The sequence below is a fragment of the Streptomyces sp. NPDC048566 genome, assembly GCF_043199735.1.
Taxonomy (GTDB): Bacteria; Actinomycetota; Actinomycetes; order Streptomycetales; family Streptomycetaceae; genus Streptomyces.
This window is the reverse complement of the sequence record NZ_JBICWL010000002.1, coordinates 78,488-92,383: the sequence shown is the minus strand read 5'-3', so window position 1 is coordinate 92,383 and position 13,896 is coordinate 78,488. Positions and strand designations below refer to the sequence as shown.

Annotated in this window: 14 protein-coding genes; 10 read left to right on the top strand and 4 right to left on the bottom strand. The window is 76.4% G+C overall.

The window, feature by feature from the left end:
• Positions 1-327: 327 nt before the first annotated feature.
• The 6 genes from ACGFS9_RS04220 (at position 328) to ACGFS9_RS04195 (ending at position 5,763) form a co-directional block, all read left to right on the top strand.
• Entirely contained in the window at positions 328-993 is a 666-nt protein-coding gene (locus ACGFS9_RS04220; protein ID WP_393250689.1) for an SDR family NAD(P)-dependent oxidoreductase, read from the top strand.
• A 156-nt stretch (positions 994-1,149) separates the two neighbouring features.
• A complete protein-coding gene (locus ACGFS9_RS04215; RefSeq protein ID WP_393250687.1) occupies positions 1,150-2,403 on the top strand; it encodes a cytochrome P450 in 1,254 nt (417 codons plus the stop codon).
• Positions 2,404-2,539: 136 nt separating this feature from the next.
• Positions 2,540-3,292, top strand: coding sequence for a nuclear transport factor 2 family protein (locus ACGFS9_RS04210; protein ID WP_393250685.1), 753 nt, complete (start codon positions 2,540-2,542; stop codon positions 3,290-3,292).
• Positions 3,289-3,630 carry a YciI family protein gene (locus ACGFS9_RS04205; protein ID WP_393250684.1) on the top strand — a complete coding sequence of 114 codons (342 nt, stop codon included), beginning with the start codon at positions 3,289-3,291 and terminating at the stop codon, positions 3,628-3,630. Before ACGFS9_RS04210 ends, ACGFS9_RS04205 begins: the two co-directional genes overlap by 4 nt.
• Positions 3,627-4,877 (top strand): RNA polymerase sigma factor, encoded by a 1,251-nt coding sequence (locus tag ACGFS9_RS04200; RefSeq protein WP_393250682.1) that lies wholly within the window; start codon positions 3,627-3,629, stop codon positions 4,875-4,877. The genes ACGFS9_RS04205 and ACGFS9_RS04200 overlap by 4 nt, the downstream gene beginning before the upstream one ends.
• 103 nt (positions 4,878-4,980) lie before the next feature.
• A complete protein-coding gene (locus tag ACGFS9_RS04195) occupies positions 4,981-5,763 on the top strand; it encodes a class I SAM-dependent methyltransferase (protein ID WP_393250680.1) in 783 nt (260 codons plus the stop codon).
• 141 nt (positions 5,764-5,904) lie between these two features.
• Here ACGFS9_RS04195 and ACGFS9_RS04190 read toward each other — a convergent pair whose 3' ends face one another.
• The 3 genes from ACGFS9_RS04190 to ACGFS9_RS04180 all read right to left on the bottom strand — a co-directional run bounded on the left by ACGFS9_RS04190 (position 5,905) and on the right by ACGFS9_RS04180 (position 8,860).
• Positions 5,905-6,630, bottom strand: a complete 726-nt coding sequence (locus tag ACGFS9_RS04190) for a winged helix-turn-helix domain-containing protein (RefSeq protein ID WP_393250678.1) — start codon at positions 6,628-6,630, stop codon at positions 5,905-5,907.
• Between the two features lie 566 nt (positions 6,631-7,196).
• Positions 7,197-8,162, bottom strand: a complete 966-nt coding sequence (locus ACGFS9_RS04185) for an acetylxylan esterase (RefSeq protein WP_393250676.1) — start codon at positions 8,160-8,162, stop codon at positions 7,197-7,199.
• Positions 8,163-8,275: 113 nt separating this feature from the next.
• Positions 8,276-8,860, bottom strand: a complete 585-nt coding sequence (locus ACGFS9_RS04180; protein ID WP_393250675.1) for a hypothetical protein — start codon at positions 8,858-8,860, stop codon at positions 8,276-8,278.
• A 432-nt stretch (positions 8,861-9,292) separates the two neighbouring features.
• Between ACGFS9_RS04180 and ACGFS9_RS04175 the strand changes: the two genes are divergently transcribed.
• Together ACGFS9_RS04175 and ACGFS9_RS04170 are read left to right on the top strand one after the other, a co-directional pair.
• Positions 9,293-9,478, top strand: a complete 186-nt coding sequence (locus ACGFS9_RS04175; RefSeq protein WP_393250673.1) for a hypothetical protein — start codon at positions 9,293-9,295, stop codon at positions 9,476-9,478.
• 660 nt (positions 9,479-10,138) lie between these two features.
• The gene (locus tag ACGFS9_RS04170; protein WP_393250671.1) at positions 10,139-10,852 is read left to right on the top strand and encodes a GNAT family N-acetyltransferase; all 714 of its coding nucleotides are present in this window, start codon (positions 10,139-10,141) and stop codon (positions 10,850-10,852) included.
• Positions 10,853-10,885: 33 nt separating this feature from the next.
• Here ACGFS9_RS04170 and ACGFS9_RS04165 read toward each other — a convergent pair whose 3' ends face one another.
• The gene (locus ACGFS9_RS04165) at positions 10,886-11,311 is read right to left on the bottom strand and encodes a MarR family winged helix-turn-helix transcriptional regulator (RefSeq protein ID WP_393251254.1); all 426 of its coding nucleotides are present in this window, start codon (positions 11,309-11,311) and stop codon (positions 10,886-10,888) included.
• A 446-nt stretch (positions 11,312-11,757) separates the two neighbouring features.
• On the opposite strand from ACGFS9_RS04165, the gene ACGFS9_RS04160 reads away from it, so the two are divergent.
• Together ACGFS9_RS04160 and ACGFS9_RS04155 are read left to right on the top strand one after the other, a co-directional pair.
• Positions 11,758-12,876, top strand: coding sequence for a hypothetical protein (locus ACGFS9_RS04160; RefSeq protein WP_393251253.1), 1,119 nt, complete (start codon positions 11,758-11,760; stop codon positions 12,874-12,876).
• Between the two features lie 191 nt (positions 12,877-13,067).
• On the top strand, positions 13,068-13,880 hold the full coding sequence (locus ACGFS9_RS04155) for a putative protein N(5)-glutamine methyltransferase (protein WP_393250669.1): 813 nt from the start codon (positions 13,068-13,070) through the stop codon (positions 13,878-13,880).
• The last annotated feature ends 16 nt before the right edge of the window (positions 13,881-13,896 follow it).

Sequence of the window (13,896 nt, the reverse complement as noted above, 5' to 3'; positions counted from 1 at the left end):
GGCCCCGGGCGGGTTCCGCTTCGCGGTCCGTTCGGACGGCCGGTGACGGCGGCACGCTCCGCGCCTGCGGTGTCGGCCGGGCCCCGGCGGATCCAGTGCGCTGACCGGAAAGGTTCGCCGGGCGGCTCGCGGCGTCCGGTGCGGTGCATCGCACGGCGGAGCGTCTCCCGCGTACGGGATGTACTCGGGTTGTGCGACAACGCGGCGAGGTGCCGTGCCGGGCGTCGCGAGCCGGTGAACCTCTCCGGTCAGCGCACTAGGCTGGGCCCGACGGCCTTCCCGCGGCCCGCCGTACCCTGCCCCGCTCCGATCATCCGAGGTGAGGACATGACCACGATCGCCGTCGTCGGAGCCGGCCCCGGTCTGGGCGCCGCCGTCGCCCGGAGGTTCGGCCGCGAGGGCTTCACGGTCGCGCTCGTCTCGCGCAGCCGTGAACGGCTGGACGCGCTGACCGCGGAACTCGCCGAGACGGGCGTCGAGGCCCGCGGCTTCGCGGCCGACGTGCGCGACCCGACGGCACTCGCCGCGGCCCTCGACGCCGTGCCCGACGTCCTCGGACCCGTCGAGGTGCTCCAGTACAGCCCCCTTCCCCACCCGGACTTCATGCGGCCGGTCCTGGAGACCCGGCCCGAGGACCTCGTCGGGCCCGTCGAGTTCTCCCTGTACGGGGCGGTCGCCGCCGTGCGGCAGGTGCTTCCCCGGATGCGCGCCCTCGGCCGGGGCACCATCCTGCTCGTCAACGGCGGCAGCGCCGCGGTCCCGCACGCCGAGCGGGCGGGCACGTCCATCGCGTTCGCCGCCGAGAGCGCCTACGGCCATCTGCTGCACGACACCCTGGCACCGGAGGGCATCCACGTCGGACAGCTGATCGTTCCCGGCGCGATCAGCGCCGGACACCCCCGCAAGGATCCGGTCGTGCTGGCGGAGACGCTCTGGGGCATGCACCGGGAACGCCACGGCTTCCGGCACTTCGCCGACGACCTGGACAGCTGACCGTCACGCCGGACCCCCTCGCCCGGGACCGGGGCGGGCGGCCGAAAGGCCCGCCCGGGGGCTGCGCGCACCGCTCCGAGGGGCCACAATCGATCGTCGCACCGCGCCGACGGTGCCGTGCGACGCCCAACTCGGCCCCGCAGCAAGGAGATCCCGGTGGACAGCCCGCCCCGCACGCCGTACCGCCCGGACCCCGCCGGCGGATGCCCGCACGACCACAACGCGCGGCTGCTCGCGCGCGGTTCCGTCACCGAGGTGCTGCTGCCCGGGGAGGTGGAGGGCGCGGCGGTCCTCGGGCACGAGGCGCTGCGCGAGTTCCTCGCCCACCCGGACGTCGCCAAGGGCGCCGAGCACTTCACGGCGCTGCGCGAGGGCCGTGTCGCCGCCGGCTGGCCCCTGCTGACCTTCGCCACCGTGCCGGGCATGACGACGGCGGACGGCGACGACCACCGGCGGCTCAGGTCGCTGGTCGGCAAGGCCTTCACCGCTCGGCGGGTGGAGCGACTTCGCCCGTGGATCGTGCAGTTGACGGACCGCCTGCTCGGCGACCTGGAGGCGGCGGCGCGGGACGGCGGGGGAGTGGCGGACCTGCGGCGGCACTTCGCGCTGCCCCTGCCGATGGGCGTCATCGGCGAACTCCTCGGCGTCGACCCGGAGTACCGCGACCGGCTGCACCATCTCTCGAACCAGGTCGTCGCCACCGACATCGGCCCCGAGCAGGTCGTCGCCGCGAACCGCGAACTGCTCGCCGTGCTCACCGAGGTGGCGGCGGCGCGTGCCGAGACCCCCGGCGACGACCTCACCAGCGCCCTCATCGCCGCCCGGGACGAGGACGGAGACCGGCTCGGCGAGCAGGAACTCGTCGGGACCCTGATCCTCATGATCATCGCCGGGCACGAGACGACCCTGAACCTGATCACGAACGCCGTACGGGCCTTGTGCGGGCACCGCGAACAGCTGACGGCCGTGCTGCGGGGCGAAGCGGACTGGTCCGACGTCGTCGAGGAGACCCTGCGCTGGGACGCGCCGGTGAGCTACTTCCCCTTCCGCTACCCGGTACGCGACCTCACGCTCGACGGGACCGTCATCCCCCGCGGCACCCCCGTGCTCGCGGGCTACTCGGCCGCCGGCCGCGACCCGGCCGCGCACGGCCCGGACGCCGACCGCTTCGACATCACCCGCGTCCGCCGGCCCGGTGCCGCACGCCACCTCTCCCTCGGACACGGCGCCCACTACTGCCTCGGCGCCCCGCTCGCCCGGATGGAGGCCACGATCGCCCTGGAGCGCCTCTTCACGCGCTTCCCCCACCTCGATCTCGCCGTACCGGAGGCGGACCTGTCCCGGCACGCCAGCTTCGTGGGGAACAGCGTCCGGGCCCTGCCGGTGCGGCCCGGCGCCGCCCGCCCCTGACCCCGGTTCCCCGCGCCGGTGACCGCCGCGGGCAGCCGACCGCGGGCGGGAGGAAAAAGAGGCGCGCCCTGTGTCGATTCGCCGCCGCCCCGTACGTCGGTGGGATGAAGGAAGCACCTGAGCACCGGGAGGAACCATGAAGTACATGCTGCTCGTCTGCGGCGGCGGGGACGACACCGCGGCCCCCGCACAGCCGGAGCCCGTCGAACCCTGGGTCGAGGACCTGAGCGCGCGGCGCGAGGTGCGGCTGCACGGCCACCGGCTCCGTCCGCCCGCCGACGCGGTGACGGTGCGCGTGCGCGGCGGCGAGGTGCTCCGCACCGACGGCCCGTTCGCCGAGACCAAGGAGTACATCGCCGGGTTCGACGTGCTGGAATGCGCGACCCTGGAGGAGGCGGTCGAGGCCGCGGCACGGCACCCGGTCGCGTCCTTCGGCGCCATGGAGATCCGCGCGTTCTGGGACGAGACGGACGCCGAGACCGAGATCCGCCGCCTGGACGCCGAACTCACCGAGGCCGCCCGCGAGCGCGACGTCGAACGCGCGATGGCCTGCTACGCCCACGACGCGCAGGTCTTCCCCGCCGCGAGCGGGCAGGAGACGAGCGGGATCGACGCCCTGCGCAAGGCAGGGGAACGGGCCCTCGCCACGATCGCCGGACCCGTCGAGCGCGAGGTGTCCGACTTCCGCCTCCGCGTCGACGAGAGCATCGCCTTCAGCCACGCCCTGGTCCGCACGCGCGCCGCACGCACCGACGGCGGCACACTGGACACCACGGCACGCGTCACCACCGGATACCGGGAGGCGGGCGACCGCTGGCAGATCGTCCACCAGCACAGCTCGGTCCCCGCGGGCGCCGGTGACGACGGAAGCTGGGAGGTCCGCTCATGAGGTACGCCCTTTTCATCTGCACCCCCGTCGACGGCGAGGAACTCGCCCCCGAGGAGATCGCCGCCGATCCCCGCTTCGCCTCCTACATCGACGAGGTCCGCACGCGCGGCATCGTCAAGGGCGGAGCCCGGCTGCGGCCGGCGTCCGACGCCACCACCGTCCGCGTGCACGGCGACGACGTCCTGCTCAGCGACGGCCCGTTCGTCGAGTCCAAGGAGTACGTCGCGGGCATCGACATCATCGAGGTGGCCGACCTCGACGAGGCCGTCTCGCTGGCCTCCCGGCACCCGGCGGCGCTCGCCGGCGGATCGGTGGAGGTGCGGCCGGTCTGGGAGTGAACGCGGACGTCGAGGAGGCGGTCGCGACCGCCTTCCACGAGGAATGGGGCCAGGTCGTCGCCACCCTCATCCGGGTGACCGGCGACTGGGACCTCGCCGAGGAGTGCGCGCAGGACGCCTTCGCCCAGGCCCTGGACCGGTGGCGGCGCGACGGAGTCCCGCGCCGCCCCGGCGCCTGGCTCACCACGACCGCGCGCAACCGCGCCCTGGACGTGCTGCGCCGCGAGGCGGTCGGCGCGCGGAAACTGCGGGAGGCGGCCGTGCTGACACGGGACGACGATCCCAGCGGGCCCGACCCGGATGACGCGAGCGGCGTGGCGGACGACCGGCTGCGGCTGATCTTCACCTGCTGCCACCCCGCGCTGGCCATCGAGGCCAGGGTGGCGCTCACCCTGCGCACCCTGGCGGGGCTGACCACACCCGAGATCGCGCGGGCCTTCGTCGTCCCCGAGGCGACCATGGCCCAGCGTCTGGTCCGCGCCAAACGCAAGATCCGCAACGCGGGCATCCCGTACCGGGTGCCTCCCGCGCACCTGCTGCCCGAGCGCACCACCGGCGTCCTCGGCGTGCTCTACCTGCTGTTCAACGAGGGCTACGCCGCCACCGCGGGGGCCGGCCTGGTACGCGCCGGCCTGTGCGCCGAGGCGATCCGGCTGGCCCGCGTCCTGGCCCGCCTGATGCCCGACGAACCCGAAGTGCTCGGCCTGCTCGCCCTGTTGCTGCTGCACGACGCCCGGCGCGGCACACGCGTGGACGCGGCAGGCGACCTCGTCACGCTGGAGGAGCAGGACCGCACGGCCTGGGACCGGCCGGCGATCGACGAGGGAGCCGCCCTGCTGGAGGCCGCCCTGCGCCGGAGGCGGCCCGGCCCCTACCAGATCCAGGCCGCGATCGCCGCGTGCCACACCACGGCGCCGACCGCCGCCGACACCGACTGGGCCGACATCGCCGCCCTGTACGGAGAGCTGCGGCACTTCGTGCCCTCCGGCGTGGTCCGGCTGAACCGGGCGGTCGCGATCGGCCTGTCCCAGGGCGTCGACGCGGGGCTCGCCCTGGTCGCGGAACTGGAGGAGGAGGGCGAACTGGCGGGCTACCACCTGCTGCCCGCCACCCGGGCGGACCTGCTGCGCCGGGACGGCCGCACCCGGGAGGCCGCCCTCGCCTACGAGCGGGCGCTGGGCCTGGTGGAGAACGCGGCCGAGCGCCGCTTCCTCGAACGACGCCTCGCGGAGTGCCGGACGGTGTGACGGCCGTCCTCGGGGCCGGCGGACGGGCGCGCCGCTCCGCCGGTGCCACGCGTGTTCCCGGCACACCGCCCGCGCCGTGTCCGCCGGCCCTAAGCTCGGAGAGATGTTCTCCCCGCAAGGCCCGAGCCTCCGCGAACTGGCCGTGCAGGCCCTGTCGTCGGTCGAGCACGGCTACGACCTCCTGGCCCCCACGTTCGACCACACGCCCTTCCGGACCCCGGACGCGATCCTCGACGCCGTCGGGCGCGCCCTCGGACCGCTCGGGCCCTTCGCCGACGGGCTCGACCTGTGCTGCGGCACGGGCGCCGGCATCGAGGTACTGAGGGAGCTGTGCCGCGGGAGCGTGACCGGCGTCGACATCAGTGCGGGCATGCTCGCGGTCGGACGGAGGCGGCTCGCCGGCGCGGCCCCGGCGCCCGCCCCGGGCGGCGAGGTTCCGGCCGTGTCCTGGGTGCGCGGCGACGCCCGCGCCCTGCCCTTCGGCCCGGCGTTCGACCTGGTCGTCAGCTTCGGCGCGTTCGGGCACTTCCTTCCGCACGAGCTTCCCGGCCTGTTCGCCGGGGTCCACTCCGTGCTGCGCCCCGGCGGACGCTTCGCGTTCCCGATCGCCGCGCCGCCGGGCCCCCGGTCGCCCTGGTACTGGGGGCTGCTCGGGTTCGACGCGGTGATGCGGGTGCGCAACGCCGTCCTGCGCCCGACGTTCGTCATGTACTACCGGCGGTTCCGGCTGGCCGACGTGCGGCGGGAGCTGGCCGGGGCCGGGTTCCGTGTGGAGCTGTACGCGCTGCCCGAGTTCGGCCGCCGCGCGGACGGCGGCCCACGGGTCCGGATGGTCGTGGCCACCCGGCCGGGCGCGCCCGCGGGGACGTCCGCCGGACCGGCGTGACCCGCCCGGCGCCCGCGCCGATCGGCGCACCCTCCCCGGGCGGCGCCGGGGCCTGTCCCGTCCCCGGGGCCGTGCCCCGCAGGACCTCGCACGCGCGGTGGGGACGCCGCCCCGAGCCGTTCCGGCCGCCCGGCGGCGGCGTCACCCGGCGGCGGGCAGGGTGAACTCGTAGACCAGGGCGTCCTGCGGGGCGTCCACGGTGAGTTCCGTGATCTCCAGCGGGCGGTCGTACTGGTCGTGCACGCGCCGGGTGACCCGTACGGACCGGGGGAGCCGTGTGATGGTGTCCCGGTGGTGCAGCGTCAGGCCGGCCTTGCGCATCCAGTCGTAGGCGCGGGAGAGCTGCGCCGAGGCGTGCCCGTCCGCTCGGTCGCGGTAGCGGGCGAGTTCCTCGACCTCGGTCACGGCGAAGGCGGAGAACGAGGTGACGGCCGTCCGCAGGCCGCTGCCGTCCGCCGCGGCGGACTCGTAGCGGTGCACCAGGGTGGCGCGGGCCGGGGCGAGGCCGAGGGCTTTGGCGTGCTCCGGCGGGGGCGCCTCCCAGGTCACCGTGGTTCGGCGGCGCGCGCAGGCCCGAGCCGCCTGCGCTCCCACGGGGAAGTCGAGCGAGGGCACGGGCTCGGCGGGGGAGCCGGACAGCGCGGCGTGGCTGCCGCGCCGGTCGGTGGAGACCTGTCCGCTGCGCCGCAGGAGCTGGAGTGCCTGGCGTACGGTTTCCCGGCTCACGCCGAACCGGGTGGCCAACTCGCGCTCTCCGGGCAGGCGCCGGCCGGGCGGGACGGACCCGTCGCGCAGCTCGCCGAGCAGCTGCGCGGCGATGCGGGCGTAGAGCGGTTCGTGCTCGGACGGGTGGGTGGTGCGGGCCATGTCCGCGCCTCCTGTGTGGTGACTCGACGTAGCCGTGCGGGCTCATTGCGCCACCACATCTAGCATTGGTCTAAACCACTTGGGAAGAGCGGCCGGGTACTTCGGCCGGTTTCGTTCCGCGTTCGCGGGCCGCGCGGGCCGGTCGCCGAGTCCGGCCCGCGAACGCGCCGCGTGGTGCCGTCCTCCTTGGGTCGTCTGCGATCCGGGGGCCCGGCCGGCCGGACCTGCATCCCGGTGCCGGGCCCGAACGGGGGCCGGACGACCCCGGGAGGCCGCCGGGGGCGTCGTGTCCGAAAGCCCCCGGGTCCGGTCGGCGCGAGCCGTCGGCCGCCCCGGGGCCCCGGTCCGCGCCGCCTCCGCCGCGCGCCGGCACTGCGCGCCCGCTGCCCCGCCGACCCTGCCCCGCTCGCCGCGAGGCGCGGCCGTCTGCCGCCGGGGGAGCGCCGGCCGCGCGCCGGTGGCGGGGCGCGAGCGCGTGGCGACCGGTCTCCGTCTCGCCCCGGGCCCGCCGTTCTGCCCGCCGACCGGGCCCCGCGTCGCCGTTCCGGCCGGCTGCCGCCGCGGGATCAGACGTGCTGCGGCAGCCAGGCCAGTTGGGCCGCCTGCTGGTAGGGGCCGCCGCCCTCGTGGTCGTTGAAGTCGTACACCTCGATGTGCTTGTCCGCCGCCGCCCAGGCGTTGAACGCCGCGAAGACCGTCGAAGGCGGGCAGGTCTGGTCCTCCAGGGCCACCGAGAACAGCGCCGGCGCCCGGCCGCGCGCCGCGAAGTGCACGCCGTCGAAGTACGCCAGGGTGCGCAGCACCTGCCCGGTCCGCCCCCGGTGCGTCTTCAGGTAGTTGCCGATCTCCCGGTACGGCAGGCGGTCCGTGACCACCGTCGCGCGCGGGAAGTCGCACAGGAACGGCACGTCCGGCAGGACCGCGGCGAGGTCCGGCACCAGGCCGCCCACCGCGATCGCGATGCCGCCGCCCTGGCTCCCGCCGAGCACGGCGACGCGGGCCGGGTCGACCAGCGGGTGGGTGCGGGCGGCCTGCACCGCCCGCACCGCGTCGGTGAACAGCCGGCGGTAGTAGTAGCCGGCGGGGTCCTCCACGCCCCGCGTCATGAACCCGGGGAACGCCGGCCCGCTGCCCACCGGGTCCGGGGTCCCGCCGCCGCCCCAGGCGCCGGCCTGGCCCCGGGTGTCCATCACGAAGTGCGCGCAGCCCGCCGAGGCCCACAGCAGGTGCGTGTGCGCGAGGCCCCGGCCGCCGCCGTACCCGATGAACTCGACCACCGTCGGCAGGGGCGCCGCCGCATCGGCCGGGACGGTCAGCCAGCCCTTGACCGGATGCCCGCCGAACCCGGCGAACGTGACGTCCTGCACCCGCACCGTCCTCAGGGAGGTCTCCACCGGCTCGAAGCGCGCGCCGAGTTCGTGCTCCGCGGCCTCCTGGAGCGTCCGCTCCCAGAAGGCGTCGAAGTCGTCGGGCTCCGTGGACGCGCTGCGGTAGCTGCGCAGTTCGTCGACGGGCAGGTCGAACAGGGCCATCGGGGGCCACCTTTCGGCGTACGGGGCGCGGGTGACCACACCGTACGCGCGGCTCCGGGGACCGCGTCGTCGCCGCCGGGGTGCCCGGTCCTCCCGGCCGACGGCCCGCGCGCTCAGGCGGTGCGGCGTGTCCAGCCCGGCTCGGTCAGCGCCCACTCGCGCGCCCACGCGTCGAGCCGCCGGCGCTCGGCGGACCGGCGCAGGCGCGAACACGCGATCCACACGGCGAGTGCCGCGCCGACCATGGTGGACAGGCCCACGGCCACGGCCCGCTGGCAGACGGCCGAGGCGCCCGCGGGCGCGCGGACGATCCGGTCCCGGGCATCGGTCCACACGTCGATCACCGCACCGCCGCGTGTTCCCCAGGGCACCCGCGTGAGATCGGTCCGGGGCCTGCCGTCCGACCCGGTCCAGCGCACCGGCGCGGGGACCGACCGCCGGGCACCGCCCGGCGCCGCGGGAACCGCCCGCGGGGTGTCGGCCAGCAGCACGGCGCGCACCGGGCGCAGCGCGGCGCGCTGCGCCGCCGCCTCCGCGCGGCCCACGTCGTATGTCCGCCATCCGGCCGCGACTCCCGCCAGTGGAGCACCGGCCAGCAGCAGGATGCCGGCCACCAGCACGCACCACGCGTCGACGACGTCGCAGCGCCGTCGCAGGGAATTGCGGCGCCACCGCCAGCCGAACACCCTGGTCCGCATGCCCTCTCCTCACCGCCGTGCGCCTCCGGGACACCCGGCCCGACGGACCCCGCACGGCACCGGGGCCCCGGGCCCGCCACCGGAAGCCGGTCACCTGGCCGATTCCCGCGCCGTACGGCCGATCCGCGCCTCGTGCGGCACCCGCCCCCGCCGTGCGGGCCGGCACCGGCGCCGACGACGCGCGTCCGGTCACCGTCCGTCAGGACACCGGATGCTCCTCGACTGCCCGGGCCGGCGGGCCGGTACACCCCTGCCGCAGCGGACGATCCGAGTCCGCTGCGGCTGCCGTCGTCGAACGGGCGCGGAGACGGGACGCGGCCCGGTCTCTCGGCTCACTGCACGTTGCTCGCGCGGCTCGGAGACCGCGGTGAGGGACGCGGGGTACGCGCGACGCGGACGGCGTGGTGCCTCGGCCCGCCGCTGATCGGTGCCTTGACCGATGCCGCGGCTCCGGCGGTCGCGGGAGTCCTCACCGCCTCGGTCCCGCCGGCGGTCCCGCGTCCCGCGGAGGTGGGTGAACTCGTCCGGTTGCGGGCGGACTTCATGGTGCGCGGCTCGCTCGGGCCGGCGGGCTACGTGTGGGTGGCCCGGCGGTCGCGGGGGACCGCGACGACGTGAGGTCCGTCGGCCGCGGGGATGCGGCCGGAGTGAGGTCCGGCGCGCAGGGCGAGGAAGATCGGGGCCGGTCCGCCGCGTCGGCCCCGGCGACCCGCCCCGGAATGTGGGATCACCGTGGGGGGGACGGCGTAGGCCGGCGGCGCCCGCCGCTCCCACCGGGCGGGGTGCGACCCGGACCGCCGGCGTGCGTCCGCCCCCTGTCCGCGCGGCCGGGAATACCCGCGCGTCGATCTTCCTTGCTGCTGAGGCGGGAGCCGGCACCCCCACTCACCCACGACCGGGGAGGGCGATGGCCGGCGACCCGTGACGACCACGAGGGAGAGGGAGACAGCAGATGCCCAAGGCGTACGCGGTCGCACGCCGCGGGGTCCGCTCGCGGGCGCAGGCCCCGGCGGAGCCGGATCGGCCGGGCCCGGAGACCGGCCCGGCCCGCACGCCCGGCCTCGCCCCGGCCGGCCGCGGGCGGCCCGCCGCGGGCCCCCGTCCGGCGGCGCGTCCGCGCGATGGCCGCGCCGGCTTCGCCGGGCCGCGCCGCGGAGCCCCCGTCGGCGCGGTTGCCACCGGTGCCGCCGCCGCGGCCGGGCCCGGCGCGACCACCCCGGGTGCGGGAGGCGGCGAGCGCCGGTTCCCGCGCCGCGCCCCGCTGTGCGAGGTGGCCCGGTGAGCACCCACCCCCTCGACAACCCGGCGCTCGGATCGCTCACCGGCCCGCACGCCCACTTCGCCGAGCGGCGCGGGCGCGTCCTGCGCTATCCGGTCGACGTGTCGCCGTGGCTGGCGCTCCCCGACGATCCCGGCCCCGCCGACTGGGCGGACCTCGCGGCCCTGGTCGGGCCCGGCGGAGAGGCACCGCTCGCCGGATACACGGGCGCGACGCCGGACGGCTGGGAGTTGACGTTCGCCATCGACGGCGTGCAACTCGTCGACGACGGCCTCGCCGCGGCACCGGACCCGGAGGCGGTGGAGCTGGGCCCCGCCGACGTGCCGGAGATGCTGGACCTGGTGGAACGGACCCGGCCGGGTCCCTTCCTGCCCCGCACCGTCGAACTCGGCACCTACCTCGGCATCCGCCGGGGCGGCGTGCTGGCCGCCATGGCGGGGGAGCGGTTGCACCCGCCCGGCTGGACCGAGATCAGCGCCGTCTGCACCGACCCGGACCACCGGGGCGAGGGGCTCGCCACCCGGCTGATCCTCGCCGTCGCCCACGGCGTCCGGGCCCGCGGCGAGCAGGTGTTCCTGCACACCGGCGCGGGCAACACCCACGCCATCCGCCTCTACGAGTCCCTGGGCTTCCGGCTCCGCCGCCCGACCAGGTTCCTGGGCACGCGGGTGCCGGAGCACCTGGGGGACGGAGCGCCGCTCGGTGTGGGCTGAGGCCCGCCGCCGGAGGGGGCGGCGGCCCTCGGCTCAGCGGCCGGACCGCCCGCCCGGTCCCTCCGGCCCGGCGGGGTCCGTGCCCGAGGCGTTGTAGCGCAGCAGGTACGAGGCGAAACGGGCGAGGTCCTCCTCGGGCCAGCCCGCCAACCGCTCCCGGAACGCCACCCGCCGGCTGCGGGTCACCTGCGAGAGGATCCCGGTGCCCGCGCCGGTCAGGTGCAGCACCTGGACCCGCTGGTCCTCGGGGTCGGTGCGCCGCTCGATCAGCCCGGCCCGCTCCAGGGCCGCCACCTGCCGGCTCACCGTCGACTTGTCGAGGGCGTAGTGCGCCGCCAGGTCGGTGGCGCGGCAGCCGCCGACCTCTTCCAGATGCCCGAGCAGGGTGTAGGAGACCAGGGACAGTTCGGGGTGCATGCGGCCCGCCGAGGCGCGGGCGCGGCGCGCGAACACGGTCATCTCGCGCTGGATGGTCTCGACGGCCGCCTCGGCCGCCGAACCGCCCGCCGCCGCGGTACCCGGCGTCGTGTCCCCGGCCGCCGGGCCGCCCCCGTGCCCGCCGTCCCTGTCTCCGCCTGCCGTGCCCGAGCCGCCCGTGTCGATGCCGTCGGTGCCGGTGTCGTCCGGGTCCGCGCCACCCGTACTCCTGCCGTCCGGGGCCGCCGTGCCGCGTCCCGGCGTGCCCCGCGGCTCCTCCCGCGCGGTGCGGGCGGCTGCGGCGGGCCGTGTGCCGCGGGCCGTACTCCGGGCCCCGCCGCCCGCGGCGGGCGGGGTGCCCGGCGTGAGAAGGCTCTCGCCGGGGGCTTCGGATGCCATCGCGGGACCTCCCTTCCGATCCTGGTTGTATAGTACAACCGAATGGAGAGTTGTATAAGCCAACCAAAGGAGATCGCGTGCTCGCCGGCCTGCGTTCACCGGCCCTGCGCCACGTGCTCACGCACCTGGTCACCCCGCTGCTGATGTGTCTCGGCATGGGGCTGGCCTACATGGGCGCGTTCGTCACGCCGGAGCCCCACCACCTTCCCGTCGCCGTCGTCGGCGCCGGTCCCGACACCAGGGCGTTCGCACAGACCGTCAAGGACCGGGCCGGCGACCGCCTCGACGTCCGTACCGTCGCCGACCGCGCGCAGGCGGTCCGCCTCGTCACCTCCCGCACCGTCACGGGTGCCTACGTGCCGGGCGACCGGGCGCCCGAACTGGTCGTCGCCACCGCCGCCTCCGACACCGGGGCCACCGCCGCCGAGCGCGTCTTCACCCCGATCGCCGCGCGGCAGGGCCTCCCCCTGAAGGTCACCGACGTCGCCGCGCCCGTCGAGGACGACCCCACGGGCCAGGGCCTGTTCTTCCTGCTGATCGCGCTCAGCATCGGCTCCTACGCCTCCGTCGCGGCACTCGGCGCCGCGGGCGGCGGACTGCCGCTGCGGATACGCGCCCTGCTGGCGGTCGCGGTGTCCGCCGTCGTCGGCGGCATCGGAACGGCGCTCGCCGGACCGGTCTTCCACCTGGCGCACCACGACCTCGCGGGCGTCTGGGCGCTCGGCTGGCTCTACTCCGCGGGCATCCTCTTCGTCGGCGTGGGCCTCCACACCTTCCTCAAACGGTGGACCACCCTCGCGATGATGGTGCTGTTCGTGATGCTCAACTTCACCAGCTCCGGCGGTCTGTTCCGCCCGGAGCTGCAGAACGGGTTCTTCGGCGCGCTGCACGCCTTCTGGAACGGCGCCGGCTTCGTCGAGGGCGTCCGCGGTCTCCTCTACTTCGACGGCGACGGCCTCACGCGCGCGGCGGGGACCCTCGCCGGATGGCTGCTGCTCGGCCTGGTGGCGACCGCGGTCGCCGGTGGCGTCGAGCGCTCGCGCCACCGGCGCGCGGGACGCCCCGCCGGCGCCCCCGGGCACCCGGAGAACCCGGCGCCGGACGGCGGGCCGGAGCGCTCGGAGCGAGGGGAACGGCCCCTGCCGAGCGCCGGGGACCGGGCCAGGGCGGAGTCGGAGGAGGAGGCCGAGGAGTCGGTCGGCGTGTGACCCCCGGGGTGTCGGGCGGTCCTGTAAGGTGGCCGTCCCGGCCGCCGAGCGTCGCTGCCGGAGACGTCGCCGAGGAGGTGGGACCCATTACCGCTGTGCCAGGTCGGGTGCTCTCCTCCCCGAGTGACGCGGTCGCCGCCTCCAGGTGACCGCGGGAGCGCCCTTCGGTTCGTCGAAAGGCCCTCGGCTTCATGCCTCCCCTGTCTCCTGACGGCCCCGGTGCCACGCCTGCCGCCGTCCGCGCGCCATCCGTGGTCACCGCCCTCCGCTCCGCCGGCTGCGTCTTCCCCGAGGACGAGGCGGAACTCATTCTCTCCACCGCCCGCACGCCCGACGAGGCCGCCACGATGGTGAGCCGGCGGGCAGCCGGCGTTCCCCTCGAACACGTCCTCGGCTGGGCGGAGTTCCACGGGCTGCGCGTCACCCTCGAACCCGGCGTCTTCGTGCCCCGCCGCCGCACCGAGTTCCTCGTCGACGAGGCGGTGGCGCTCGCGCCCGGCGCGTCCCTCGTGGTCGACCTGTGCTGCGGATCGGGCGCGGTCGGCGCCGCGCTGGCGGCCGCTCTCGGCGGGCCCGAACTGCACGCCTGCGACATCGATCCGGCCGCGGTGCGCTGCGCCCGCCGCAACGTCGCGCCCTTCGACGGCCGGGTCCACCAGGGCGACCTGTTCTCGGCACTGCCCGGCGTCCTGCGCGGGCGCGTCGACCTGCTCGCCGCCAACGTGCCCTACGTCCCCACCGGTGAGGTGGGGCTGCTGCCCGCGGAGGCCAGGGACCACGAGCCCCTGACGGCACTGGACGGCGGCGCGGACGGACTCGACCTCGTGCGCCGCGTCGCCGCGGAGGGGCCGCGCTGGCTGGCCCGCGGCGGCTGCCTGCTCGTGGAGACCGGCGAGCACCAGGCCGCGGCGGCCGTCGGGATCTTCACCGACGCCGGCCTGACCGCCCGGCAGGCCGTCCCCGAGGAGGGCTGGGCGCACGTCGTGGTCGGCGTGAAGCCCTGACCCCGGGCAGGGGCGG

Bases quoted from the DNA above. Each gene is read 5' to 3' on its own strand.
- ACGFS9_RS04195 (WP_393250680.1), top strand. From the start codon at position 4,981: ATGTTCTCCCCGCAAGGCCCGAGCCTCCGCGAACTGGCCGTGCAGGCC.
- ACGFS9_RS04210 (WP_393250685.1), top strand. From the start codon at position 2,540: ATGAAGTACATGCTGCTCGTCTGCGGCGGCGGGGACGACACCGCGGCC.
- ACGFS9_RS04185 (WP_393250676.1), bottom strand. From the start codon at position 8,162: ATGGCCCTGTTCGACCTGCCCGTCGACGAACTGCGCAGCTACCGCAGC.
- ACGFS9_RS04165 (WP_393251254.1), bottom strand. From the start codon at position 11,311: ATGACCGTGTTCGCGCGCCGCGCCCGCGCCTCGGCGGGCCGCATGCAC.
- ACGFS9_RS04180 (WP_393250675.1), bottom strand. From the start codon at position 8,860: ATGCGGACCAGGGTGTTCGGCTGGCGGTGGCGCCGCAATTCCCTGCGA.
- ACGFS9_RS04155 (WP_393250669.1), top strand. From the start codon at position 13,068: ATGCCTCCCCTGTCTCCTGACGGCCCCGGTGCCACGCCTGCCGCCGTC.
- ACGFS9_RS04205 (WP_393250684.1), top strand. From the start codon at position 3,289: ATGAGGTACGCCCTTTTCATCTGCACCCCCGTCGACGGCGAGGAACTC.
- ACGFS9_RS04220 (WP_393250689.1), top strand. From the start codon at position 328: ATGACCACGATCGCCGTCGTCGGAGCCGGCCCCGGTCTGGGCGCCGCC.
- ACGFS9_RS04190 (WP_393250678.1), bottom strand. From the start codon at position 6,630: ATGGCCCGCACCACCCACCCGTCCGAGCACGAACCGCTCTACGCCCGC.